Origin of the sequence: Alicyclobacillus cycloheptanicus (assembly GCF_028751525.1) — a bacterium.
GTDB lineage: Bacteria > Bacillota > Bacilli > Alicyclobacillales > Alicyclobacillaceae > Alicyclobacillus_L > Alicyclobacillus_L cycloheptanicus.
This window is the reverse complement of record NZ_CP067097.1, coordinates 3,577,770-3,603,068: the sequence shown is the minus strand read 5'-3', so window position 1 is coordinate 3,603,068 and position 25,299 is coordinate 3,577,770. Positions and strand designations below refer to the sequence as shown.

Here is a 25,299-nt window from a genome sequence, read left to right as displayed (position 1 = left end):
GGGGAAGCGCGTGATGGCAATCGCGCAGCTTGTGGTCGTGGGGAGTGTTGGATTTGAAGCACTATGAAAAACAAGAAATTCTGGACTTAGCGGCACAGCTGGATGTTCGGTACGTTCGGCTCCAGTTCACTGATTTGCTCGGGATTATCAAAAACGTGGAAATTCCCGTCGACCAGCTGGGGAAGGCACTGGACGGCAAAATCATGTTCGACGGTTCTTCCATCGAAGGGTTTGTTCGTATCGAAGAATCGGACATGTATCTGGCGCCCGACCCGGATACCTGGCTGGTGTTCCCGTGGGAAACCAGCCATGGGAAGGTCGCGCGGCTGATTTGCGACATCAAGCTCCCGAACGGCGAACCGTTCCTCGGTGACCCGCGGACGGTGCTCAAGCGCGTCATCGAGCATGCGCGGGCACTTGGCTTTGACACGCTGAATGTGGGGTCAGAACCAGAGTTCTTCTTGTTCAAAACAGACGAACAGGGACGGCCGACGGCTGAGGTGAACGACGAGGGCGGCTATTTCGACTGGGCGCCGCTCGATCTCGGCGAAGACTGCCGTCGCGAAATCGTCCTGACGCTGGAAAGCATGGGTTTTGAAATTGAGGCGTCGCACCACGAGGTTGCGCCAGGACAGCACGAAATCGACTTCAAGTACGCGGATGCCCTGGCGGCGGCTGACCACATCGCGACGTTCCGGCTCGTCGTGAAGACGGTGGCGCGTCAACACGGACTGCACGCCACCTTCATGCCGAAGCCAATTTACGGAATCAACGGATCTGGCATGCACTGCCACCTGTCCTTGTTTAAGGACGGAAAGAACGCGTTCGCGGACGAGTCAGACGAAGTGGGACTGAGTGTGACGGCACGCCACTTCCTGGCGGGGATTCTGCATCACGCGCCCGCGTTTACCGCGGTCTGCAATCCGATTGTCAACTCCTATAAGCGTTTGGTGCCAGGGTTTGAGGCGCCGAACTATGTGGCGTGGTCGGCGAAGAACCGTTCACCGCTGGTTCGCGTCCCGGCTGCGCGGGGAGCAAGTACGCGCATCGAGGTCCGGAGCCCCGATCCTTCTTGCAACCCGTATCTGGCGATTGCGGCCATGCTTGCGGCTGGGCTGGACGGGATCGAACGGGAACTGCCGCTGCAGCCGCCCGTCAACCGCAACATTTACCGCATGACGGATGCGGAGAAAGAGATTGCGGGCATTCAGACGCTGCCGGAGAACCTTGCGGAAGCGTTGGATAAGCTGGCGGAAGACGACGTACTGGTGGAGGCGTTAGGCGAACACGTCCTGACGCACTTCATTGAGGCTAAGCGAATTGAATGGAACATCTACCGTACGCAGGTTGCCGAGTGGGAACGTGAACAATACCTGCAGTTGTACTGAAGCGGGGCTCGTGTTCAGTATCGGCCTGCGAGCGGAAGCAGGGCCGTCGTGGTGCGCCTTGGGAAGGCGACACGGCGGCCCTGCCTGTTTCCTGGTCGGTGCGTCTGCTGCCGCGCCGGAAATTCCATCGGGCGGCTCCGTCGCGCCTCAGTCCATGCGGCGGAAAAGTCCGATGACCTTGCCGAGAATCGTGACATTGCGGTAGCGCAGCGCCTCCATCGATGCGTTCTCCGGCTGCAGCCGGATGTGGTCGGCCTCCCGGAAAAATCGTTTGACTGTCGCTTCGTCGTCCTCCGTCATGGCGACGACAATGTCACCGTTGGCTGCGGTGGGCTGACGGTTGACAATGACATAGTCTCCATCCAAAATGCCGGCCTCAATCATGGAGTCCCCCTGAACGCGAAGGACAAACACTTCACCGTCCTTGCCCAGATTGCCTGGAATCGGCAAAAAATCCTCGACATGCTCGATGGCGGTGATGGGCAAGCCGGCAGTGACTTTCCCGACGACGGGCGCCAGGACCGTGCTGGTCTCCGGGACCGCCGCACGCTCTGTACGTGCCGCGCTGTCACGAACCGGCGGCGGCTGCAACAGTTCAATCGCCCGCGGCTTGGTCGGATCGCGGCGAAGGTACCCTTTGCTCTGCAGCCGTTCCAGATGTCCGTGCACGGTGGAACTGGAGGCGAGCCCGACGGCCAAGCCGATTTCCCGCACAGACGGGGGATACCCTTTCTCTTCCACGCATTTTCGAATGTAGTTCAAAATCGCAAGCTGGCGTCCCGTCAATTTTGGCATAACTTGTCCCCCGCTCCGCGTATTTTATACAGAGTATAACAAACAGAACGTCCGTTCGCAAACATTTGTTCGCTTTTTCGCTTGACAGGAACAAGTGTTCGTGCGTATAGTTGTACCAGAACAAACGTTCGATTGCGGGGGATGCAGGATGTATACACTGGCTCAATTCCAACATGGCAAGCGCAGACTGTTGCAGCAGGAGTCGGCGCAGCGACAGGCGCGCAGAGGAAAGCGCCGGTTGATGGTGCTGCTGGCGCTGTGCTGGGCCATCGGCGCGAGCCTGGCGGTTCACATGTGGAACGGTGTGGCGTCAGCGGACAGCACATCGGGCAGCAAGTACGTGGTGGCGCCCGGCGACACGCTGTGGAGCATTGCGACGAAGTATGATGCGGGGCAGGACCCTCGTTCCGTGATGGATGAAATCATGACACTGAATCATCTCAGCCCGAGCGGTGCGATTCAACCGGGCGAGGTGCTGGTGCTGCCCGGCCATTGAGGCCGGTACGGGTCTCATCCAAATTCATGAGGCACAGGGGACAGCGGAACGAACCGGCAGAACGCCCGGTTACGCGCGTACTCCCAAGCATCCAATGGTGCCGTGGGACCGTCAAAACAGCCCCAACCGCTGCAGGCCGAGCAGTACACCGTCATCGTCGACGGCCGTGGTTTGGAATTGCGCGTGCTTTTTCACGTGGGGCTCCGCATTGCCCATGGCAACCGACGTGCCCATTGTTTGGAACATCCCGATGTCGTTGCCGCCATCTCCAAAATGAACGGCGCAGTCTGGGGCAATGCCGAGGTAATTCAGCAGCGCCATGGCACCAATCGACTTATCGCTCGAACGCCGCTGCAAGTCGACGGCCTCTGCATCCCAGCGGTAAATGAGGCATTCTGGGAAGGTTTGCTGGACCCGGGCTTCCCAGTCGGCGGTCATGAACACATTGGCCTGGTACACGTCGAGTGTCGATTGCAAGAGGTGTTCAGCGGGTACGGTTTCTGCGGGTTCGAAGTTGTACGCCTGCAAGATGGGCTCGAGGCGGCGCGGAATGGCCCGGGTGGTAAAGGTTTGCGCCTCTGTGTGAAGCAGAAACGGCAGGTCATGGTCGTGGAAAAAGTGCAGGGCTCGCGTGACGGTGTCGTGAGCCAGCGGGGACTTGGCCAGCACCTCGTGGTCGTGCATCACAAGTCCACCGTTGAAGTATACGCCGTATGAAATGTGCAGCCGCCGCTGCAAGGAGCGGGTGTGCAGAACAGAACGACCCGTACACAGGGCCACACCAATGCCCCGTTCCAATAGTTTTGCGACCGCTCGTTCCGCACTGGACACCAGATGACCGTTTTTAACCAAGGTTCCGTCGATGTCGAGAAAGACAAATTCAATGTTCATGTCTTGAGGTCTCCCTTATGCACATCATGCTGCACAGCGGTTGCTTTTGCTCCACAGCGCGGTGGTGCTTGTGTTAGGATATCCCTACGTGTTCCATTATACTGAATAGGAAAGTTTCGCACGGAACGGAGGACAAGCTTTGGGCGCAACGATGGAGCAATTGGTATCTCTGGCCAAGCACAGGGGGTTTATTTTTCCCGGTTCGGACATTTACGGCGGACTGGCGAATACGTGGGATTACGGCCCACTTGGGGCTGAACTCAAAAATAACATTAAACGTGCTTGGTGGAAGAAGTTTATTCAGGAATCGCCCCTGAATGTCGGGCTGGACAGTGCCATTTTGATGAATCGGCAAGTCTGGGTGGCGTCCGGCCATGTTGGCAACTTCAACGACCCCATGATTGACTGTCGGGTGTGCAAGGCTCGGCATCGGGCGGACAAATTGATTGAGGAAGCGATGGCAAAGCAGGGTGTGGAGCAGGTGGTCGACGGCCTTTCCTTTCAGGAAATGGAGTCGCTGATGCAATCGTACGACATTCACTGCCCGGATTGCGGTGCGCAGGACTTTACCCCGATTCGTCAATTCAACATGATGTTCAAGACGTACCAGGGGGTGACTGATGACGCCGCCAATGAAATTTACCTGCGGCCAGAAACAGCACAGGGTATTTTTGTGAACTTCAAGCACGTGCAGCGCACGATGCGCAAAAAGCTGCCGTTTGGGATTGGGCAAATCGGCAAGAGCTTCCGAAATGAGATTACGCCTGGGAACTTCACGTTCCGGACGCGCGAGTTTGAACAAATGGAGCTGGAGTTTTTCTGTGAACCCGGTTCGGACGATCACTGGTTCGAGCACTGGCGTTCCTTCTGCCACAATTGGCTGCTGACCATTGGTCTGCGACCCGAAAACCTGCGTCTGCGCGACCATGAAGCTGCGCAATTGTCGCACTACAGCAAGGCGACCACCGACGTTGAGTATCACTTCCCGTTCGGCTGGGGGGAACTGCTCGGCGTCGCGAACCGGACGAACTATGATTTGTCTCAGCACGCCGCACATTCGCATGAGGATTTCCTCGTGGAAGTGGAGGGGAAGGAGCCCTTCATTCCATTTTGTATCGAACCCTCCATCGGGGTGGACAGGCTGTTGCTGGCCGTGTATGCAGACGCTTATGAAGAGCAGACCCTGGAAGACGGAGACGTGCGCACGGTGCTCCACTTCCACCCGGCACTTGCGCCATATCAGGCAGCCGTATTTCCGTTGTCGAAGAAACTGTCGGAACCTGCGCAATCCTTGTACAGTGAGCTGGCCAAGGAGTTCACCGTCGATTTTGATGACTCGGGTTCCATTGGCAAGCGGTATCGGCGTCACGATGAAATTGGTACACCGTTTTGCATTACGTACGACTTTCAGTCGGAAGAGGACCACTGCGTGACGGTGCGTGACCGCGATTCGATGGAACAGGTGCGGCTTCCGATTGCAGAACTGACGGGTTGGCTGCGTGAAAAGACCGCACTCTGAGCTTTCGCCTGGATGCGCCATCCGTCAGAAGCACGTCGTGTGAACCTCGCCGTATGACGCCTGCCGAAGCACGAGGCCTGTATGAGGTATGAATGGGCTGTCGATTTGGAAAGGCTACGGCTGGGGGGTGGCTGTCACATGTCCAACCAGCATACGAGTAACCACAACGAATCTTTCACATTTGCGGGTTCGCTCCAGAACAACCGTCACTTTGAAATGGTCGTGAGTGAACGAAATCGCGTGATTGATGATGCGGTGATCGTACCGATCCCCTGGAAGCAGTACCATCGTGCGAACATCCCGCACCTGGCACGGCACTCCAGATAGCTGGCAGTGAGCACCACACCCAGTCCCGGGTTGGCGCGGGTACTCAGCCCGCGCCAACAGCGGGTGCATCACCATCGAAAACAAAAATGTCAAGCGCCTGGCTCGAAGGCCCGCGCTTGACATTTTTTTCGGGCAGCGATACCGTCGCCGCGGCCTTTTCGGCCTTACACGGCGGGTTTGCCGGGACGAAACTGTCCGTTCGTCGACACCATCGTGGTTGTCGCCAAGTGGGCGGCCGCATCCTCCACGGCGCTGCCGCCTGCGGCGTGTCCCTGCCGGACGTGGTTGAGCAGACCGCCCGACAAGAGAATCTCCCGCTGACGTTCCGACAGTTCGCACGTGCACGTGATTTTTTGCCCGGACGATTTCTGCACCACTTCGATGGTGCTGCCCTTTCGGAGCTGGTCCCGGACGTTCGGAATGGTCAGGACGTCGTCCTGCTGCAGAATGTCATAGTCTGCTTCGTTGGAAAAGGTCAGCGGCAAAATCCCAAAGTTGATGAGATTGGCCCGGTGAATCCGTGCGAACGACTTGGCCAGCACCGCTTTCACGCCCAAGTACATCGGCGCCAGTGCCGCGTGTTCGCGGCTGGACCCTTGCCCGTAGTTGGAGCCTGCCACAATCAGGCCGCCGCCCCGCGCCTTGGCGCGTTCCGGGAATTTCGGGTCAACGCGCACGAACACAAACTCGCTGATGGCTGGGATGTTGGACCGAAGCGGCAAGATTTTCGAGCCCGCGGGCATGATGTGGTCGGTCGTGATGTTGTCGCCGACCTTGAGGAGCACGTCCCCTTCAATGACTTCTTCCAACGGCCCTCGCACCGGCAGCGGTTTGATGTTGGGACCGCGTTCCACCGTGACCGTTTCCGGGTGTTCGGACGGCGGGATAATCATGCCTTCGTCGTTGGTGTCGTAGGTGTCCGGCTCTTTGGTGACGACATACTCGCCGGCTTCCCGCGGGTCGGTCAAGACGCCGCGCAGGGCCGACACAGCCGCTGTCTCCGGGCTGCACAGATAAACTTTGGCGTCCGGGGTGCCAGACCGGCCTTCAAAATTGCGGTTGAAGCTGCGCAGGCTGATGCCGCCCGACTTCGGCGCTTGCCCCATGCCAATACACGGACCGCAGGCGGACTCGAGGACCCGCGCCCCCGCCGCAATCAAATCCGCCAGGACGCCGTTGGACGCAATCGTCGCGAACACCTGACGCGATCCCGGCGTCAACGTCATCGACAGGTTCTCCGCCACGTGTTTTCCCCGCAGCACGTGCGCTGCGATGGCCAGGTCGTGGTACGAGGAGTTGGTGCACGAACCAATGCAGACCTGGTCGAGCTTCAAACCGGCGAGCGACTTGACGGTGGTCACGTTGTCCGGACTGTGCGGCTTTGCGATTAACGGTTCCAGCGTGTTCAGGTCGATCTCGATGACTTCGTCATACTGTGCGTCCTCATCCGCCACAAGGCGTGTCCACTCGCCGCCGCGCCCCTGTTTCTCCAGAAACGCACGGGTGGCGTCGTCGCTGGGGAACAGCGACGTGGTCGCGCCTAATTCCGCCCCCATGTTGCAGATAGTCGCGCGTTCGGGAACGGTCAAGTCGGCGACGCCGTCTCCGAAGTACTCAAAGATTTTCCCGACACCGCCTTTGACCGTGAGGCGGCGCAGCATCTCGAGGATGATGTCCTTGGCGGCCACCCACGGCTGGCGCTTGCCGGTCAAATGAACGCCGACAATTTTCGGCATCGGCAGGCCAAACGGACCGCCCGCCATCGCCACGGCCACATCGAGGCCGCCTGCGCCAATCGCGATCATGCCTGCGCCGCCGCCCGTCGGGGTGTGTGAGTCGGAACCGAGCAGGACATGACCGGGGGACGAGAACCGTTCCAGGTGCACCTGGTGACAAATGCCGTTGCCGGGGCGCGAGAAGTAGATGCCGTGTTTGGCGGCAAACGACTGGAGGAAGGCGTGATCGTCCGCGTTTTCAAAGCCGGTTTGCAAGGTGTTGTGGTCGACATAACTGACTGAGCGCTTGGTTCGGACCTGCGGCACGCCCATCGCCTCAAACTGCAGGTAGGCCATCGTGCCCGTGGCGTCCTGCGTGAGCGTCTGATCGACGCGAATCAGAATTTCCTCGCCCGGCTTCATGCGGGCCGGGTCGGAGACCAGATGGGAACGCAGAATTTTCATCGCGACACTGTCACCCAACAACGACACTCCCTTATCACAAAATTGACGGTTTTCACGCGCGGTGCGAAGGTGCTGCCAGGCGGGCTTGGACCGCTGCCGTCAAGGATTGACCACCAGCACGCCCGTCATCCCTTGGCGGGCGTGGTTGTCGACGCTGCAGTAGAACGGGTACCGCCCAGGGGCGGGCGCGGTCATGGTGAGACGCGTGGATTGACCCGGACCGATGGTTTCGGTGTGCTGCGGGAGCTTGCGGAATGTCAAGTTGTGCGGCGTTTTGCCTTCGTTTTTCAACTCCAGCGTCAGGGTCGATCCCGTTCGTACCGTGACGACCATGGGCACAAACTGAAAGTCGCGGGCAATCACGACGATCTTCGTCGCCGCCTCGTTCGCGGAACCGGATTTGTCGTGCGCCGTCGCTGCCAAAACGCCCTGAAAGGGGTTTGGCCGGACGGAATCCGCAACGGGGGTCACCGCATGGACGGTCTGAGGTCCTGCGCCCGTGCTGACGGCGGCGCCCTGCGTTGCCGCCCAGGCGGTGTGTGGAGCGAGCCACAGGCAGGCTTGTGTCAGTAAGACGGAACCGAGGGCAGAAAAAGTTCGGGGTCTCATTGGGTTCATCACCTCGTCATCCCAGGGTGGCATCCAGAACAACACCAAATTCTGCTGGTTTTCAGCAGGACAAACTTGGTATACGTGGATAGGTTCACCGTGAACGCCGGGGAATATGTATCGCACGCGTGCGCGGCACGCCGGGGCCGTGGCACGAACGGGCTGCGGCGTCACGACTCAGACACTGTGGTTTGAGTTTGCTACAATAAAAGAGCCGTGGGAAAAAAAGAGCCGTGTCAAATCATGCAGGTCATCGATCATCTGAAGGAGGCGAACCACCATGGACTTTGGATTGCAAGGGAAGACCGTACTCGTCACAGCTTCCAGTCAAGGCTTGGGGTACGCGACCGCAAAGGCGTTCGCTGGAGAAGGCGCGAAAGTCATGCTGTCGAGCCGAAGCGAAGAGCGGATCGCGCAGGCGGCGCGGCAGATTCAGGAGGAAACGGGGAACCAGAACGTGTCGTACTGTGTCTCGGACGTGACTCGGCCAGCGGACATCGAGGACCTGTTTGCCCGCACTGAATCGTTGTTCGGCGGTGTGGATGTACTCATCAACAACACGGGGGGACCGCCGGCGGGGACGTTCGACAAGGTCAGCGAGGACCAGTGGCAGGCCGCCTTCGAACTGTGTCTGATGAACATCATCCGCTGCACCCGGCGGGCGCTGCCGCACATGCGGAAAAACCAGTGGGGGCGGATTGTGAACTTCGCGTCCTCGTCCATCAAGCAGCCGCTCGACAACCTGATTTTGTCGAACACCTTTCGAGCAGGCATCGTTGGCCTGTCCAAGAGCATGGCGATTGAGTTTGCGCCGGACAACATTCTCGTCAACGTGCTTGGCCCGGGGCGCATTGCAACGCAGCGCGTCGCGCAGCTGGATGAGATTCGCGCAAATACGCTGGGCACCAGTGTGGAGGAAGTCCGCAAGCAGACCGAACAAGGCATCCCGCTTGGACGCTACGGTGCGCCGGATGAGTTCGCGTCCACGGCCCTGTACCTCGGGTCGGCTGCAAACGGGTATTTGACCGGGCAGTCCATCCTCGTTGACGGAGGATTGGTGCGCGCGCTGTGAACATGGATGCATCCGAGCGGCGTGAGGTTCGCACACGTTCGACGCGGTTTACATTGATGGCCCTGCTGTTCGCAGCGACGGTCGCGATGTTTCCGAACTCTGTGCTGTTTCCCGCGTCGCATGACCTCTCGGTCCACCTGCACCAAGCCGAAACATTCGTCGGATGGATGGTGACGAGTTACGCGCTCGCGTACGTCCTGGCGACGCCCTTACTCGGAGTGATTTCAGACTACCTGGGCCGCCAGTGGGTCCTGGTGCTGGGGCTGCTGGTATTTCTCGTCGGGGGCTGCGTACCCTTGTGGACCACGCAGGCATGGGTGGTGCTGTCCGGCCGCGTCGTGATGGGCGTTGGCTCAGCAGGCATCATGCCGATGGTGGACAGTCTCATCGGCGATGCGTATCCGCAAGGGCCCGACCGGCGGCGCGCCTTGGCCGGGTTCGGCGCCGCGGTGGCGGTCGCGGAGGCGCTCGCGCCGTTCTTGGGCGGTGCGGTGGACGCCTGGCATTGGCAAGGTGTGTTCGCGTTGTACGGCTTGGCGCTGCCGGCCGCTCTGTTGTGCGTGTTCATCTCCCCGCCGCCAAGGCGCTCCGCAAAGGACGGACGGGTCAACCTCCGCGCTTATGTCGACAGTCTGCATGTCGCGCTGCGCCTCCCCAAGCTGTACGCGGCGATTTTCGGTGCCATTGTGTACGGCGTCGTGTACTTTGGCGTCTGTTCGCTGCTGCCGTACGCCGTGGGCCGCCCCGTCCAAGGGCTGCTCGGCGGCACGCTGTTTTTGCCGATTGGCCTCGCCTGGGTGCTGTTCACCGCATGGCTGGCACGGCTTCCGCATCTGGTCCGCGTTCGCCAGGTGCTGACACTCGGCGCGCTGGGGCTGGCCGGGTTGACGGTTTGGCTGGCGTACGCGCATGCGGTGTGGCTGATTCTGGTCATCGGCGTGGGCTGGGGTGCGGGTTCGGCGCTGCTGTGCACCCTGTTCACCTGGCTGGTGGGCGACGAGTCGCCGGAGATGGTGCGCGGGGCGATGAACGGGATCTACAACGCTGCGTACATGCTGGGCTTTTCGTTCGGGTCACCCTTGTTCATCTTTTTGATGCAGCGGCTGGGCGCGACCGCGGCCTTCTGGTGCGGGGCGTTGGCGATGGCCGGACTGGCCGTGTTTCTGCGGGTGGTGCTGCCCCATCGCGACGCTGCCATTCCTCTTGAACCGCCCGCAATGGGTCCCGCATTGTAAGGGGGCCGGACCTGTGCGGCGCCGCCTCGCAAGGTGTACCGCAATCTTTCAAACTGTAAATGTTTTGCTCGGTCATGATAGACGTCCTCATGGTATCATCATAGGAAACAGAGCGCTGTCCGACGCGACAGCGGACAGAGAGTGGGAGAACAGAGATGTCAAGTGAGAACCGCCTGCGAGCAGCCATAGAGGAGCGCATTTTGATTCTCGACGGCGCGATGGGTACCATGCTGCAGCAGCAAAACCTGAGCGAAGCCGATTTTGGCGGCGCTGCGTATGAAGGCTGTAATGAGTACTTGAATCTCACGCGCCCCGATGTCATTCGCCAGATTCACGCACTGTACCTGGAAGCGGGCGCAGACCTCATCGAAACCAACACCTTTGGCGGAACACCGTTGGTGCTTGCGGAGTACAACCTCGCCCACCGCGCGGAAGAAATCAACCGGGAAGCGGCCAGGCTGGCCCGTGAAGCGGTGGACCGGGCGATGGCGGCGGACGGCAAAGTTCGGTTTGTTGCGGGCTCGATGGGTCCGACCACGAAAAACCTTTCCGTCACCGGCGGCGTGACGTTTGACGAATTAGCGGAATCGTACGCCGCGCAGGTGCGCGGTCTGCTGGCAGGCGGCGTCGATGTGCTGCTCCTCGAAACCGCCCAGGACCTGTTGAACGTGAAGGCTGCCAGCGTGGGCATCGAGCGCGCGTTTCGCGAGGCGGGCCGCGAAGTACCGCTGCTTGTCTCCGGCACCATTGAGCCGATGGGCACCACACTGGCCGGCCAGACCATTGAGGCGCTCTACGTGGCTGTCGAACACCTGCGGCCGCTTGCTGTGGGGCTGAACTGCGCAACTGGGCCGGAGTTCATGCGCGATCACGTCCGTGCCCTCTCCCAATTGGCAACCTGCGCGGTCAGCTGCTACCCAAATGCCGGGCTGCCAGACGAAGAAGGCCGCTATCACGAGACGCCCAGCAGTTTTGCCGCGAAACTGGCAGGGTTTGCCGACCAAGGCTGGTTGAATTTCGTCGGCGGGTGCTGCGGGACGACCCCAGAACACATCCGCGCGCTGGCACAGGCGATGCGCGGCCGCAAACCGCGCACCCCGGCGGTACGGCACCCGCATGCGGTTTCTGGACTGGAAGCCGTGGTGCTCGAGCCGGATGCGCGGCCCTTGCTGGTCGGTGAGCGCACGAACGTCATTGGCTCCCGAAAGTTTCGGCGCCTGATTGCCGACGGAGACTTTGAAGCGGCTGCCGAGGTCGCCCGAGCGCAGGTGAAGGCGGGGGCGCAGATTGTCGACATCTGTCTGGCCGACCCGGATCGCGACGAATTGGAAGACATGGCCCGCTTCCTGCCGAAGGCTGTGCGGCGGGTGAAGGTGCCATTGATGATTGACTCGACCGATGCGCGCGTGGTTGAACTCGGCCTCAAGCACTCACAGGGCAAGGCGATCATCAATTCCGCAAACCTCGAAGACGGGGAACACCGCCTGGCCGAGTTTTCCGCACTGGCGCGCAAATACGGCGCGGCGCTGGTCGTCGGAACGATTGACGAGCAGGGCATGGCCGTAACCCGCGAGCGCAAGCTGGAGGTTGCGGTGCGGTCCGTCGAATTGCTGGTGAAGAAGTACGGCATGGTGGAAGAGGACATCATCATCGACCCGCTGACGTTTCCCGTGGGCACGGGCGATGAAGCGTATCTTGGTTCGGCGCTCGAGACGGTGGAGGGCATCCGGCTCATCAAGGCGCACCTGCCTAAGTGTCCCATCATTCTCGGTATCAGCAATGTTTCGTTTGGTCTGCCGCCGGCTGGACGGGAAGTGCTGAATTCGGTGTTTCTCTTTCACTGTACAAAGGCGGGTCTCGACTACGCCATCGTCAACAGCGAGAAGCTCGAACGCTATGCCTCCATCCCGGAACCGGAGCGCCAGTTGGCGGAACGTCTGCTGTTTGCGACCAGTGAGGCGCTCGTGGCCGAATTCACTGCATTCTATCGCGAAAAAAAGCAGTCTGACGCACGGCCCGCAGAAAACCTCAGCGTGGAAGAGCGGCTCGCAAGGCGCATTGTGGAAGGCAGCAAGGAGGGATTGACGGACGATCTCGACTTGATGCTGGCCGCCGCGCCGCCGCTCGACATCATCAATGGTCCGCTGATGGACGGGATGAACGAAGTCGGCCGGCTGTTCAACAACAACGAGCTGATTGTCGCGGAAGTGCTGCAGAGCGCGGAGGTCATGAAGGCAGCTGTCGCTTACCTGGAACCGCATATGGAGAAGGCGGAGACGGCCACCAAAGGCAAGTTGCTGCTCGCGACGGTCAAGGGGGATGTCCACGACATTGGCAAAAACCTGGTGGAAATCATCCTGTCCAACAACGGCTTCGATGTGGTCAACCTGGGCATCAAGGTGCCGCCAGAACAGCTGATTCAGGCGGTGCGTGAGCACCAGCCCGACATGATTGGCCTGTCGGGCCTGCTGGTCAAATCTGCACAGCAGATGGTGGTCACCGCGCAGGACTTGAAGTCGGCCGGCATCGACCTGCCGCTGCTGGTGGGCGGGGCGGCGCTGACCAAGCGGTTTACGCTGACCAAGATTGCCGCCGAGTATGCTGGGCCGGTTCTGTATGCGAAGGATGCGATGGACGGCCTCGATATCGCCAACCGGCTGGTGTCGCCGGTGGAGCGCGACGCCTTGGTCGAACGAATGAAGGCGGAACGCGAATCGATGCTGCAGGCGGTGTCGACCGCCGCTTCGGCGGCGGCCGCGGGCAGCCGGTCAACGGCGAAGACGTCTTCCATCAACCGTACCGCGCCGGTGTTTCCGCCGCCGGACTTCGACCGGCATGTGCTGCGCAGCTACCCGCTCGCCTATATCCGTCCTTATGTGAACCTGCAGATGCTGCTGGGCAAGCACCTGGGGGTTCGCGGCAATGTCGAGAAACGGCTCGCGGACGGCGACGAGCAGGCGGTTCGACTCTTGCAGCTGGTGGAGGATCTGCTGGCGGAAGGCAGCCGGGCTGGGTGGCTGCAGGCACACGCGGTGTATCAGTTTTTCCCGGCTCTGGCGGACGGGAACCGTGTCGAGGTGTACGACCCGCAAGACGTCTCCAAGCCGCTCGCCATCTTCGACTTTCCGCGCCAGCCGAGCCCGCCGCATCTGTGCTTGGCGGACTTTCTGCGCGAAAAGGGCGGCGGGGTCATGGATTACGTGGCGTTCTTTGCGGTCACCGCGGGGCGGGGGGTCCGCGCGGTTGCCGACCAGTGGAAAGCGGAAGGGGACTACCTGCGGGCGCACGCCGTCCAGGCCTTGGCCCTGGAGTTGGCCGAGGCGTTCGCCGAGCGGCTGCACCACGTGCTGCGCGACCAGTGGGGCTTCCCCGATGCGGTGGAGATGACGATGCGGGAGCGGTTCATCGCGCGTTATCAGGGGATTCGCGTGTCGTTTGGCTACCCGGCTTGTCCGAACCTGGAGGACCAGGCCCGGTTGTTCGAGTTGATTCGGCCGGAGGACATCGGGATCGAACTGACGGACGGATTCATGATGGAGCCGGAGGCGAGTGTGTCGGCCATGGTGTTCTCGCATCCGGAGGCGCGTTATTTCAACGCCGATGCATCCGGAGCAGGGGATGGCGGCGCCGGGGACGACCAGGCGGCAGAAGGATGAAGGCGGTGGAGCACCGCGGGGGGAGGCACTGGGACGTGGAACATCGGAGTCATCCGTTTCTCGGGCGGCTGCGTCGAGGCGTTTTGATTGGCGACGGCGCCATGGCGACCTTGCTGCATCAGTGGGGCGTGCCGATTCGGACGTGTTATGAGGCGCTGTCGGTCACAGCACCGGCGACGGTGCAAAAGGTGCACGCGGCGTACCTGGCAGCGGGTGCCGACGTGCTGCAGACGAATACGTTCGGTGCGCATCGCAGCGGGCTCGGCCGGTATGGGCGGGCGCACGAGGTAGCGAGCCTCAACCATGCGGCGGTGCGCGCGGCGCGGGCGGCTGTGGCCGGGGCGGCGGAAGACCTTCAGGGACGGCAGGTGTTTGTCCTTGGGACCGTGGGGTCCATCGTCGGTGCGCGGGCGGCCGGCGCCGGTCTGCTCGATGCGCAGGTGCGCGCGGACCTGTGCGGCGAGTACGAGGAACAGATGTCTGCATTGCTCGAGGCCGGTGTGGATGGGCTCTTACTGGAGACCTTTGCGGACGCGGAGGAAATGGTGTTCGCCATCGAAGTGGCGCGCCGGCTCACCGACCTTCCAATTGTGGCGAATTTGTCGCCGGAAGCGGTGGGCGTGACACGCGATGGTGTTTCCGTGCGTGCGGCGTTTTTGAGCATGCAGGCGGCGGGGGCAGATGTGGTCGGGCTCAACTGCCGGCTGGGCCCGGCAGGTATCTTGCGCACGTACGAAGCGGAGCCTGCCCTGCCGGAAGGCTTGTACGCGGCCGTGCCGAACGCGGGCTTGCTGCATGTGGTGGAGGGAGACTACGCCTATACCGGCAGCGCCGATTACTTTGCCCAGACCGGGGTCCGGTTGGCTGCGCAAGGTGTGCGTCTTCTGGGCGGGTTGCTGCGGAACGACGCCAGCGCATGTGCAGAAATTGGCGGAGCGGGTGTTCGCGAACGGTGTCCGCGAGGCCTTGTCTGATGATGGCGCGGGGGACACTCGGGCGGCAGCCAGCGCGGGGCAGCCGGTCTGCACTGGGATGGCCGGTTCTGTCCGTGCGGCGCGGGCCGTCGCAGCGGTAGAGACGACACCCCCGGGGGAGGCTGCGGTGCCATCGCCGCTGTTGGCGGCGGTGGCGCGGCGCACCACCGTGATCGTCGAACTGGACCCGCCGCGGACGCTGGATGTGACGCGGTTCCTTGCGGGCGCACAAGCGCTCGCTGGGGCTGGCGCAGACCTCATCACGATGGCGGACAACTCGCTCGGCCACGTGCGGGTCAGCAACATGGCGCTTGCGGCGATTCTGAAGCAGATGGGGATTGAGCCGCTGGTCCACGTGACCTGCCGCGACAGAAACCTGCTGGGCCAGCAGTCGCACCTGATGGGGCTGGATGTGCTCGGCGTGCACCACATTCTGCTGGTCACGGGGGACCCGACGCGGTTCGGCGACCTGCCCGGCGCGACAGCCGTGTATGATGTATCGTCCATGGAATTGACGCGCATGGTCAAGCGGCTCAATGCAGGAGTTGCGTTCTCCGGGCAGGCCATGCGGCATCCAGCGAAGTTTGTCGTGGGCACGTCGTTCAACCCGCATGTGGTGCAGTTTGACAAGGCGCTGGCGCGGCTGCGCCGAAAGGTCGAAGCCGGGGCCGACTTTGTGATGACCCAGCCAGTGTTTGACGAAGGCATGCTCGAGCGCATCGCGCTGGCGACCGAAGACCTCGGGGTCCCCGTGTTCATTGGCATCATGCCGCTGGTGAGTCATCGCAATGCGCAGTTTTTGCACAATGAAGTGCCGGGCATTCAAATTCCAGCGCCGGTGCTGGCGCGGATGGAAATGGCACCTGCCGAGTCTGCCGCGGAGGAAGGGCTGGCGGTCGCGATGGAGCTTGTGGATACGGCCGCGCAGTACTTTCGCGGACTCTACTTCATCACGCCGTTTCTCCGGTACGAATTGACGGCGCGGCTGACGAGTTATGCGCGCGAGCGCGAAGGCGCGGACATCCAGGTGCGCGCCTAATCCCTTGGCAGGCAAAGGGCGCTGGGCAGCACAGGGCGTGCGGTACACGGGATGGGTGCCGCACGTCGTGAATATTCTCAAAAAATAAAGAGGAAAGATATTCTTTTTATGCAAGTCCGTGATATACTGACAGTGAGCGCTTTCATCTCGTCAAGTCGTCCCAGGCGTCTCTCCCCGTGTTCGATGCCGCGTGCTGACGGATTCAGCGCGCGCTCCCATGAAGCGATCGATGAAAGGAGCTATCCATATGTCCGTTGATTCCAACCGGCTGGACACGTTGCTCAAGGAAAACAGGCGGTTTGCGCCGCCCGAAGCGTTTCGCGCGCAAGCGAATTTCAACGATCCAGGGATTTACGAACGGGCTGCCGCAGACCCAGAGGCCTATTGGGCCGAACAGGCAGGCAATTTGTCGTGGTTCACACCGTGGGACAAGGTGCTGGAGTGGAATCCGCCCCATGCCAAGTGGTTTGTCGGCGGGAAGCTGAACGCAGCGTACAACGCCGTTGACCGCCATCGACAAGGTCCCCGAAAGAACAAAGCGGCCATCATCTGGGAAGGCGAACCGGGCGACAGCAAGGTGTACACCTACGACATGCTGGGCCGCGAGGTGGATAAAGCGGCACACATGCTGAAGAGTTTGGGTGTCAAAAAGGGTGACCGCGTGACGGTGTACCTGCCCATGATTCCGGAACTTCCGATTACCCTGTTGGCTTGCGCAAAAATCGGCGCGATCCACTCGGTCGTGTTTGGCGGATTCGCCGCCAATTCATTGCGCGACCGGATTTTGGATGCGGATTCCCGCATTCTCATCACGGCGGACGCTGGCTGGCGCCGCGGCAGTCTGGTCCCGCTCAAGAAGAACGCGGATGAGGCGGTCGAAGGCACCTCCGTCGACACGATTGTGGTGGTGCCGCGGGTGGGAGAGAAGGCTGGTGTCCAGCTGGTGGAGGGCCGCGACCATGACTGGAACGCCCTGATGGCACAGCAGCCTGCCACGCCGTTCGAAGCCGAACCGATGGATGCCGAAGACATCTTGTTCCTGCTCTATACCTCTGGCACGACCGGCAAACCGAAGGGCATTGTGCATACGACAGGCGGCTATCTCGTCGGCGCAAACACATCGCTGCGCAGCGTCTTTGACATCAAAGACGAGGACGTGTACTTCTGCACAGCCGACATTGGCTGGGTGACGGGGCACACGTATATCGTGTACGGTCCGTTGTCTGCCGGGGCGACCGTCGTGATGTATGAAGGTGCGCCGGATTTTCCCGATCGCGACCGGTTCTGGGACATCGTCGAGAAGTACGGTGTCACGATTTTCTACACGGCGCCCACCTCGATTCGGACGTTTATGAAGTGGGGACCTCAGTATGTAGAAAAGCATAATCTGTCCACGCTGCGGCTCTTGGGAACGGTCGGCGAGCCGATTAACCCGGAAGCCTGGATGTGGTTCCACGTACATGTGGGGAAGGAACAGTGCCCGATTGTCGACACATGGTGGCAGACGGAGACAGGCTGCGCCATGATTGCGCCGCTGCCGGGCATCACGGAAACCAAGCCAGGTTCGGCGACGCGTCCGGTTCCGGGCATTCTCGTCGATGTGGTCGATGAGCAGGGCAATTCGGTCGAACCGGGTAACGGCGGCTATCTGGTCATCAAGAAACCGTGGCCGTCCATGCTCCGCACGGTGTGGGGCGACGACGAGCGGTTCCGCAACACCTACTTCGGGAAGTTTGAAGGCATCTACCTGCCGGGAGACGGCGCGCACCTGGATGAGGACAACTACATCTGGATTCTCGGCCGCATCGACGATGTCATCAATGTTTCCGGCCATCGCATCGGGACGATGGAAGTCGAGAGTGCGCTGGTCGCGCACCCGTCGGTCGCGGAGGCGGCTGTGATTGGCCGTTCCCACGACGTCAAGGGCCAGGCCATCACAGCATTCGTGACGGTCAAGGAAGGCATTGAAGCCAACGACGCGCTGGTGGCAGAACTCAAGCAGCACGTCGCCACGGCGATTGGCGCCATGGCTCGTCCGGAGGAAATCATCTTCACTGCCGAACTGCCGAAGACGCGCAGCGCCAAAATTATGCGGCGGCTGCTGCGGGACATCGCGGAGGGCCGCGTGCTGGGCGACACGACAACGCTCGCGGACCCAAGTGTCGTGGAACAACTCAAGACCCTCTACAAGGACTGACATCACGGCGTCAACACGGCAATGACGGGCGTCGTCCGACGGCGGCGCCCCCATCCACACGTCCATTTGTCGAATCGTGGGTTGTGTCGTCGAACGACCGTCTGTTCGGCGGCAGCGCAGGCGCTGCGGCGTTGTCGGCTTCCGTGAAGGAGGTGGTGCGCGGGGAAACGACGTTTTTGTATGTAAACGGTTTCAGGTCTTGTCCCACGTTCCTGCACAATCGCGGAAGAGGAGGTCTGTGCCATGTCCGATCAAGTCAAAATTGCTGACCCGGGGCCGCTCGGACTCGCGGGGTTTGGCATCACGACATGCATTCTGAGCCTCATTAACGCCAAGGTGGCAAGTCCGGAAGGGCTTGGGGTGGTGCTCGGCCTCGCCTTGATTTACGGCGGCGGCTGCCAGCTGTTGGCGGGCATCTGGGAGTTTCGGAAAGGAAACACGTTCGGGGCGACGGCGTTCTCGTCATATGGTGCCTTCTGGATTGCGTTCTGGCTCATCCTTCATTTTGCGCCGAAGGCACCGCTGGGTTGGTTTCTGCTCTTTTTTGGCCTCCTTACCTTCTACCTTTGGTTCGGCACATTCTATCTCAATCAAGCCCTGTTCTGGGTGTTTCTCACGCTGTGGATCGCGTTTGTTCTCCTCGCCCTCAATGGGTTTGGCGTGATGAGTTCGCAAGCCGGCGGTTGGGTTGGCCTGTTGTGCGGACTGCTGGCCCTGTATACCTCAGCCGCGACGCTCATCAACACCACCGCAGGTCACACCGTGCTGCCCGTGGGCAAGCCGTTTCGTCAGCCAACCCAGGCCTGAGACCTGCGGACGCTGGAAGGGACAAACGTCGGCAGAGAATTGGCAGGGGCGCTGCGCCAGCGCCCCTGCGCCGCGTGCATGCAGACGGGGCCGCGTCCGCCGCAAGGCGGTGCGCGGCCCCGGCCTTGCAGGAGCGGCCCTGCACTTGTCGGACGCGATCCTAACCACTCGTCGGGAGGTCCAGTGCCCCGGCCAGCGCCTCTTGCTCCGCCCGCCGCGAGAGTTGCCGCAGCAGGACGAACAGGTACGCGCCAGCCACGGCGAACGTCACGGCGCTGAGCAAGGAAATCATCGCCACCTGGTGATGACCGAGCAGCCCCCCGCCCGCATACGACCCCGCCGCGGTGCCCACGTTGGTGCCAAACACGCGGACGCCGAACATCTGCGAAAAGTCGGTTGAGGGCGTCAAGTCCAGAAAGGTCGCATCGACAATGGGCCCCGGAATCGAGGTCGTCACCGTGCGGGCCAGATACAGCCCGCTGAACAGCCCAGGCGTACGGGTGAACACCAGCCCGGCGGTGAGTCCGATGAAGGAGAGGTAACTAAGTGCCAGGGTGGTGTTTCGCCGAAACCGGCGAATCAGCATCGAGACCATGAGGGAGCCGAGCGACACCATGAACGTGGCTGCGGCAGACACCAACGACGTGGCATGGGTGCCGAGGGAAAACTGATTGTGCAGTATCAGGGTCGCGAACTGGTTCAGCAGGGCACTGCCCATCCCGAACAGGCACGCGTATCCGCTCATCGCCAAAATGCGCCGCGAGGGCGCGCGGAAGGCCGTGGGCGCAATCGCGTCGGGTGCCTTCACAAACCAGCGCAGCGGCATGGCGCACAGGGCCACCACCGCCCCTGCGGCGAGGGCACTCTGGTACCCCCAGGCCGCACACATCCATCCGGAGAGCACGTTGCCCGCGCCAATCACGAACATATACATGGCGACAAACTTGCTGAGAATGCCCGCTTTCTCCCGCTCTTGGCTGAGTGAACTGAGCACCACGTTCTCCGTGCTCATCAACAGCGCCGCTGCCAGCCCGACCAGGGCGGAGGTCAGCATCCACAGCGGGGTCGTGTGTGTCAGACTGGTGAGCAGGTACCCCAGCCCAAGCAGCGCGCTGCTGAGCTTCCACACCTTCGATGCGCCGATCCGGTCGGCGGCAGGACCCAGCAGCAGGGCTGCCAGACCGCCGCAGATGGCGTTGACGGCCAGCAGCGTCCCCACCATTCCGTCGGTTGCGTGGTGGGATACATAGAAAAAGGGCTGCGCGTATTGCACAATGCCGATGCCTGTGCTCAGAAAAATCTCACTACTGAAGTATAATATCAATGGATGTTTCATGTGTTCCTCCGCGGCGAACGCCTTCGGCTTCGCTCGTCCGATGCTGTGGTTCCAAAGCGCGCACGCGAAACGCTCATCTATGCTGCTTCGCAATCGACGCACTAGCTTGAGTATACCGCATGCGCCAGAACCAGCGGCGTATCAACAGGTGAGATTGAGGAAGGAGATGCTGGTTGTGACAGAAGAACATACCAAGGGTTCCGAGTACGCGCTGGACCAGCCTGGTTCGAACCCGTACTCGTTTGACACCTTCCTGGAACAACGAGACGGCTTTGACTATTACAACGATGATGAGTTTTTGAGAGATTTGGTGGCACATTATGCGGGTGACGAAGCCGCGCGGATTCATGAAACCGCCTCCGTCCTGTCGCACAAGGTACGCACCCGCTGGCGGGCGTTGTCCGAGCAGGCTGCGCGGCCGGAGTATCACCCCCGCCTGCTGCACTATGACGCGTACAATCACCGTATCGACCGCGTCGTCCGGTCGCTCGAAACCGAGACGCTGGAACGGGAAATTTTTGCGGAAGCGCTGTTTTCGAACCGGGTCACCCCTTGGGAAATGTTCGTGAAACGATTCGTCATCAACCAGCTCGGGGAGTTCGGCGTGGTTTGCCCGATGACCTGCACCGAGGGCCTGATTGGCATCCTCGAACTCCTGGGCGACCCCAGCCATTCCGAACTTGCGCGCATTCTGCGCCACTGTAAAGAAGGCATCGACGGCGAATTCGGCGTCGGCGCGCAGTTCATGACCGAAATTCAGGGCGGATCCGACCTTCCGGCCAACCGGGTCGAGGCCGTCGCGGACGGCGCGGCCTATCGTATCTATGGCAAAAAATTCTTCACCTCCGTCGCGCACGCCGATTACGCGGTCCTCACGGCGCGGGTGAAGGGGACCGACCACATTGGCGTGTTTGTCGTTCCCTCCTGGCTGCCGGGGGACAAGGCGCGGGAGCGCCGCAACGGCTTTGAAATTCAGCGCTTGAAATGGAAGATGGGGACGACTGAACTCCCGACAGGGGAGATTGAGTACAAGGGAGCGCTGGCCTATCCGGTCGGACCGCTCCACCGCGGCCTTGCCAATGCCGTCGGCATCGTCCTGACCCTTTCGCGGTTGTCCATTGGCATCGCCAGTGCCGCGATGATGACGCGCGCCGCGCGCGAAGCCCGGATGTACGCTGAATTTCGCACGGTGTTTGGCCGCCGGATTGTCGATTACCCGCTGTCTGCGCGGGAACTGAACTGGCTGGACGACATGGCCAAACGCACGACGGCGGGTGCGTTCGCGGTCTTTGACTTGTATCTCCGGTGCGGAGGGCGCCAAGCGCTGGCCGCGCGCACTGACATGTCCCTGGCGGAACGCAAACGCCAGTGGCAGCTGCGGGAGCTGATTCTGCTGCAGAAGGTGTGTGCGGCAGGGCAGACCGTGGATGTGGTGCGCAAAGCGATGTCCATCTTTGGCGGTCATGGCGTCATGGAGGACTTTTCCGCGCTGCCGCGGCTGCTCCGGGACGCAGCCGTCAACGAGCTGTGGGAAGGGCCCAAAAACCTGTTGCTCACGCAGGTCTACCGTGATCTGCAGCGCGCCGCTTCGTGGTACGATACAAAGGAGTTCATTGCGGACGTGCTGGCTGGCGCGGACGCGTCGTTGACTGCCGACCTTGGCGAACGCTTTGCGCAGCTGTTGGCCGAGCCGGTGCTGGGCGATGTCGATGAGGGGTCCATCACGGCGGCAGCGGCGTGGGAACAGTGCTGCACGGAGCTCTTCGCCGCGTATCAGCAGCTGGCGCTTCAGTCCGTCACGGCGGTACGGGTCTCACCGTGACAAGGACAGCAGGCGCAGACAAACAGGGGGAATCATCCATGACGTACTCGTTTGACCAGGTCATCTCACGCGAACACTCGGCCTCCGCGAAGTGGGACGGCCGTAAGGGCAAGTTTGGGACGGAAGACGTCCTCCCGATGTGGGTTGCCGACATGGACTTTGCGTCTCCGCCGAGTGTCATTGAGGCGCTGGCGCGGCGCGTCCAGCACGGCGTGTTTGGGTACACGATTCGTGACAAGGGGTATGACGATGCGATTGTCGGCTGGTTTGCCAGGCGCCATCAGTGGGCGGTGGAACCGGCGTGGGTGTCGCATGCGCCGGGCGTGGTGCCTGCGCTCAACTACCTGATTCAAGCCTTGACCGAAACGGGCGACGGCATCATCATTCAAACGCCGGTGTACCATCCGTTTGCGCGGTTGATTCGCAGCCACCACCGCACCCTCATCGAGAGCCCGCTGCTGGAGCGGGAGGGTCGGTACGAGATGGATTTTGACGACTTCGAACAGAAGGCCGCCGCAGGTGCCAAATTGTTTATTTTGTGCAGTCCGCACAACCCGGTGGGCAGGGTCTGGACCCGGGCGGAACTGGAGCGGGTCGGTGAGATTTGTGTCCGGCACGGCGTGACCGTGATTGCCGACGAGATTCACTGCGACCTGGTGTACACGCCGCATCGCCACATCCCGTTTGCATCCATTTCGGACGAATTTGCGATGCATGCCGTCACGACCGTCGCACCGAGCAAGACGTTCAACATCGCGGGCCTCAATATGGCGGTGGTGATCGCCAAGAATCCGGGGCTGCGCGACGCGTACCGTCAGATGCTGGCGCTTCAGTCCGCGGCATCCATCCCGGCCTTGGGCCTGGAAGCGCTGAAGGCGGCGTACAACGGCGGGGACGAGTGGCTCGACGCGCTGCTGGACTATCTGCAGGGAAACCTGCAGCTGCTCAAGGAGCGGCTTGCGCCGTACGCGCCCAAGGTCAAGGTGGTCGAGCCGGAAGGGACGTACTTGGTGTGGCTTGACTTCCGCGGGCTGGGACTTGCGCGCGAAGAACTGGACAAGTTCATTGTCCACGACGCCAAGGTGGGCCTCGAACCGGGGCACATCTACGGACAGGAAGGCGCCGGTTTCCAGCGCATCAACATCGGGTGCCCGCGTGCCTTGTTGGTGGAAGGGCTAGATCGGCTGACGGCCGCGTTGGATCGACGGTCATCGGACAACACTTGATTGATGTAATATAGATTTACACGTAAAGGCTTTCTTGACGAAAAATATTCGGTTTGTGTTATAAAATATAACATCGTGTGTTGACGCGTTCTCGATTCCCGACTACTGTGGAAGCAGCGGTAAGAAAGGGGAGAGAGAACGTGTTCTTGTGGAGAAAAACAGAGCAGTCGCACCTGCATAGATGGTGGTTTGCCGCCCTCAGCAGCTTGGCCGTCATCCTGGCACCGGTTGTGACGTTTGCTGACACAACCACGTCTTCGCCGATCAGCAGCGGGGATACCGCTTGGGTGCTTGCGTCGTCCGCACTGGTGCTGCTGATGACGCCTGGACTGGCGTTCTTCTACGGGGGACTGGTTCGTCAGAAAAATGTCATTACCACCATGCTGCAAGTGGTTTCGGTCATTCTGATTGTCTCGATTCAATGGGTCGTCGTCGGCTACAGCATCGCCTTTGGGCCCGACGTTCATCACTTGTTCGGAAACCTGCAGTGGGTATTGTGGAACGGCGTTGGCGATGCGCCGAACAGCTACGCTTCCACGATTCCGGGCTCTGCATTTGGTATCTTCCAAATGATGTTCGCCATCATTACGCCTGCACTGATTGTTGGCGGCTTGGCTGAGCGTGTCAAGTTTTCATCCTTCCTGGTCTTTATCACCGCCTGGGCGACGTTGATTTACGACCCGCTCGCCCACTGGGTCTGGGGTCACGGCGGCTGGCTGGCGCAGCTTGGTGTGCTGGACTTTGCGGGCGGCACCGTGGTGCACATCAGCTCCGGCGTCGCGGGACTGGTTGCGGCGATTTACTTGGGCAAACGCGCCGAACACGGTTCCAAATCCATCCGCGCGCACAATGTACCGTTCGTTCTGCTGGGCACGGCGCTCCTGTGGTTCGGCTGGTTCGGGTTTAATGCCGGCAGTGCGCTCGCTGCAAACGGGCTGGCCGCTTCCGCATTCCTGACCACGAACACGGCAACAGCCGCCGCGGCGCTGGGGTGGATCCTGATTGAACGGATCCACACGGGGCACGTCACCTTGGTCGGCGCTTGTGCCGGCGCTGTCACGGGTTTGGTCGCCGTCACACCGGCCGCCGGCTTTGTTTCACCGGGCGGATCCATCGTCATCGGGTTCATCGGCGGCATCATTTGTTACTTGGCTTCGACGTTCATGAAGCGCAAGCTCGGGTACGACGATGCGCTGGACGCGTTCGGCGGTCATGGCATTGGCGGCACGTGGGGCGCGATTGGCACGGGTTTGCTGGCGACAACGGCGGTGAACTCCGCCGGCCAGAACGGCCTGTTCTACGGCAATCCGCACCAGCTCGTGACGCAGTTGATTGGCGTGGCGGCGACGTGGGTGTTTTCCGGTGTGGGTACGTACATCCTGCTCAAGGTGGTCGACCTCCTGATGGGGATTCGGGTCACGAAAGAGGAAGAAATCATGGGGCTGGACCTGGTTCTGCACAACGAGGCCGCGTACCCGGAGCAGTTGTCACCGGATGAACTGCCCAAAATATTTGGCACCGGCAAAGCGCTGGAGGCGGCCTCCATCGACCACTAGCGCAGGCGTCACAGCCAGTGACTGGAAAGAAAAGGGGAATCGGCATTGACAAATCGATAGACCAGTCACTGGCGCACCGCTTGTCCGGGCCTCCGGCGGGCGGTGCGGCGCGCGTTTCGGGCTGCACAAAAAGGGTCGCAAGCGTGACGTCTGACTTTCGCCGCTGAGGGGTAG

Annotated in this window: 19 protein-coding genes; 14 read left to right on the top strand and 5 right to left on the bottom strand. The window is 61.2% G+C overall.

The annotated features are described in order from the left end of the window. The first annotated feature begins 53 nt into the window (after positions 1 to 53). Positions 54 to 1,388, top strand: a complete 1,335-nt coding sequence (gene glnA, locus JI721_RS16985) for a type I glutamate--ammonia ligase (protein ID WP_274456037.1) — start codon at positions 54 to 56, stop codon at positions 1,386 to 1,388. A 147-nt stretch (positions 1,389 to 1,535) separates the two neighbouring features. On the opposite strand, the gene lexA is transcribed toward glnA, so the two are convergent. Further along, complete coding sequence (gene lexA / locus JI721_RS16980; protein WP_274456036.1) at positions 1,536 to 2,183, bottom strand: transcriptional repressor LexA; 648 nt, start codon at positions 2,181 to 2,183, stop codon at positions 1,536 to 1,538. 148 nt (positions 2,184 to 2,331) lie between these two features. On the opposite strand from lexA, the gene JI721_RS16975 reads away from it, so the two are divergent. Further along, complete coding sequence (locus tag JI721_RS16975) at positions 2,332 to 2,679, top strand: LysM peptidoglycan-binding domain-containing protein (protein WP_274456035.1); 348 nt, start codon at positions 2,332 to 2,334, stop codon at positions 2,677 to 2,679. 111 nt (positions 2,680 to 2,790) lie between these two features. Here JI721_RS16975 and JI721_RS16970 read toward each other — a convergent pair whose 3' ends face one another. Further along, positions 2,791 to 3,570, bottom strand: a complete 780-nt coding sequence (locus tag JI721_RS16970; RefSeq protein ID WP_274456034.1) for a Cof-type HAD-IIB family hydrolase — start codon at positions 3,568 to 3,570, stop codon at positions 2,791 to 2,793. Between the two features lie 151 nt (positions 3,571 to 3,721). On the opposite strand from JI721_RS16970, the gene JI721_RS16965 reads away from it, so the two are divergent. Continuing rightward, positions 3,722 to 5,089, top strand: a complete 1,368-nt coding sequence (locus JI721_RS16965; RefSeq protein WP_407654122.1) for a glycine--tRNA ligase — start codon at positions 3,722 to 3,724, stop codon at positions 5,087 to 5,089. Between the two features lie 138 nt (positions 5,090 to 5,227). Beyond that, positions 5,228 to 5,416: a hypothetical protein gene (locus JI721_RS16960; RefSeq protein WP_274456032.1), complete on the top strand. Its 189-nt coding sequence runs from the start codon at positions 5,228 to 5,230 to the stop codon at positions 5,414 to 5,416. A 164-nt stretch (positions 5,417 to 5,580) separates the two neighbouring features. On the opposite strand, the gene JI721_RS16955 is transcribed toward JI721_RS16960, so the two are convergent. Both JI721_RS16955 and JI721_RS16950 read right to left on the bottom strand, forming a co-directional pair. Beyond that, the gene (locus JI721_RS16955) at positions 5,581 to 7,614 is read right to left on the bottom strand and encodes an aconitate hydratase (protein WP_274456031.1); all 2,034 of its coding nucleotides are present in this window, start codon (positions 7,612 to 7,614) and stop codon (positions 5,581 to 5,583) included. A gap of 81 nt (positions 7,615 to 7,695) precedes the next feature. Beyond that, entirely contained in the window at positions 7,696 to 8,205 is a 510-nt protein-coding gene (locus JI721_RS16950; protein WP_274456030.1) for a cupredoxin domain-containing protein, read from the bottom strand. Between the two features lie 280 nt (positions 8,206 to 8,485). Between JI721_RS16950 and JI721_RS16945 the strand changes: the two genes are divergently transcribed. The 7 genes from JI721_RS16945 (at position 8,486) to JI721_RS16920 (ending at position 19,185) form a co-directional block, all read left to right on the top strand. After that, entirely contained in the window at positions 8,486 to 9,277 is a 792-nt protein-coding gene (locus JI721_RS16945) for an SDR family oxidoreductase (RefSeq protein ID WP_274456029.1), read from the top strand. A gap of 2 nt (positions 9,278 to 9,279) precedes the next feature. After that, complete coding sequence (locus JI721_RS16940; RefSeq protein ID WP_274457925.1) at positions 9,280 to 10,512, top strand: MFS transporter; 1,233 nt, start codon at positions 9,280 to 9,282, stop codon at positions 10,510 to 10,512. Positions 10,513 to 10,667: 155 nt separating this feature from the next. Continuing rightward, a complete protein-coding gene (gene metH, locus JI721_RS16935; protein ID WP_274456028.1) occupies positions 10,668 to 14,168 on the top strand; it encodes a methionine synthase in 3,501 nt (1,166 codons plus the stop codon). 35 nt (positions 14,169 to 14,203) lie between these two features. Continuing rightward, entirely contained in the window at positions 14,204 to 15,142 is a 939-nt protein-coding gene (locus tag JI721_RS17140; protein WP_307015950.1) for a homocysteine S-methyltransferase family protein, read from the top strand. Continuing rightward, complete coding sequence (locus JI721_RS17135; protein ID WP_307015952.1) at positions 15,087 to 16,181, top strand: methylenetetrahydrofolate reductase; 1,095 nt, start codon at positions 15,087 to 15,089, stop codon at positions 16,179 to 16,181. The genes JI721_RS17140 and JI721_RS17135 overlap by 56 nt, the downstream gene beginning before the upstream one ends. A 247-nt stretch (positions 16,182 to 16,428) precedes the next feature. Then, entirely contained in the window at positions 16,429 to 18,378 is a 1,950-nt protein-coding gene (acs, locus tag JI721_RS16925) for an acetate--CoA ligase (RefSeq protein ID WP_274456027.1), read from the top strand. Positions 18,379 to 18,621: 243 nt separating this feature from the next. Further along, positions 18,622 to 19,185, top strand: coding sequence for an acetate uptake transporter (locus JI721_RS16920; RefSeq protein WP_274456025.1), 564 nt, complete (start codon positions 18,622 to 18,624; stop codon positions 19,183 to 19,185). 160 nt (positions 19,186 to 19,345) lie between these two features. Here JI721_RS16920 and JI721_RS16915 read toward each other — a convergent pair whose 3' ends face one another. Beyond that, complete coding sequence (locus JI721_RS16915) at positions 19,346 to 20,521, bottom strand: MFS transporter (protein WP_274456024.1); 1,176 nt, start codon at positions 20,519 to 20,521, stop codon at positions 19,346 to 19,348. A gap of 175 nt (positions 20,522 to 20,696) precedes the next feature. Between JI721_RS16915 and JI721_RS16910 the strand changes: the two genes are divergently transcribed. The 3 genes from JI721_RS16910 (at position 20,697) to JI721_RS16900 (ending at position 25,125) form a co-directional block, all read left to right on the top strand. Continuing rightward, the gene (locus tag JI721_RS16910; RefSeq protein WP_274456023.1) at positions 20,697 to 22,343 is read left to right on the top strand and encodes an acyl-CoA dehydrogenase family protein; all 1,647 of its coding nucleotides are present in this window, start codon (positions 20,697 to 20,699) and stop codon (positions 22,341 to 22,343) included. A 38-nt stretch (positions 22,344 to 22,381) separates the two neighbouring features. Beyond that, a complete protein-coding gene (locus JI721_RS16905) occupies positions 22,382 to 23,569 on the top strand; it encodes a MalY/PatB family protein (protein ID WP_274456022.1) in 1,188 nt (395 codons plus the stop codon). A 263-nt stretch (positions 23,570 to 23,832) separates the two neighbouring features. After that, positions 23,833 to 25,125 (top strand): ammonium transporter, encoded by a 1,293-nt coding sequence (locus tag JI721_RS16900; RefSeq protein ID WP_274457923.1) that lies wholly within the window; start codon positions 23,833 to 23,835, stop codon positions 25,123 to 25,125. Positions 25,126 to 25,299: the final 174 nt, after the last annotated feature.

Bases quoted from the DNA above. Each gene is read 5' to 3' on its own strand.
- metH (WP_274456028.1), top strand. From the start codon at position 10,668: ATGTCAAGTGAGAACCGCCTGCGAGCAGCCATAGAGGAGCGCATTTTG.
- JI721_RS16975 (WP_274456035.1), top strand. From the start codon at position 2,332: ATGTATACACTGGCTCAATTCCAACATGGCAAGCGCAGACTGTTGCAG.
- JI721_RS16905 (WP_274456022.1), top strand. From the start codon at position 22,382: ATGACGTACTCGTTTGACCAGGTCATCTCACGCGAACACTCGGCCTCC.
- JI721_RS16920 (WP_274456025.1), top strand. From the start codon at position 18,622: ATGTCCGATCAAGTCAAAATTGCTGACCCGGGGCCGCTCGGACTCGCG.
- JI721_RS16950 (WP_274456030.1), bottom strand. From the start codon at position 8,205: ATGAGACCCCGAACTTTTTCTGCCCTCGGTTCCGTCTTACTGACACAA.
- JI721_RS16960 (WP_274456032.1), top strand. From the start codon at position 5,228: ATGTCCAACCAGCATACGAGTAACCACAACGAATCTTTCACATTTGCG.
- JI721_RS16945 (WP_274456029.1), top strand. From the start codon at position 8,486: ATGGACTTTGGATTGCAAGGGAAGACCGTACTCGTCACAGCTTCCAGT.
- JI721_RS16915 (WP_274456024.1), bottom strand. From the start codon at position 20,521: ATGAAACATCCATTGATATTATACTTCAGTAGTGAGATTTTTCTGAGC.
- acs (WP_274456027.1), top strand. From the start codon at position 16,429: ATGTCCGTTGATTCCAACCGGCTGGACACGTTGCTCAAGGAAAACAGG.
- JI721_RS16965 (WP_407654122.1), top strand. From the start codon at position 3,722: ATGGAGCAATTGGTATCTCTGGCCAAGCACAGGGGGTTTATTTTTCCC.
- JI721_RS16940 (WP_274457925.1), top strand. From the start codon at position 9,280: ATGGATGCATCCGAGCGGCGTGAGGTTCGCACACGTTCGACGCGGTTT.
- lexA (WP_274456036.1), bottom strand. From the start codon at position 2,183: ATGCCAAAATTGACGGGACGCCAGCTTGCGATTTTGAACTACATTCGA.
- JI721_RS16970 (WP_274456034.1), bottom strand. From the start codon at position 3,570: ATGAACATTGAATTTGTCTTTCTCGACATCGACGGAACCTTGGTTAAA.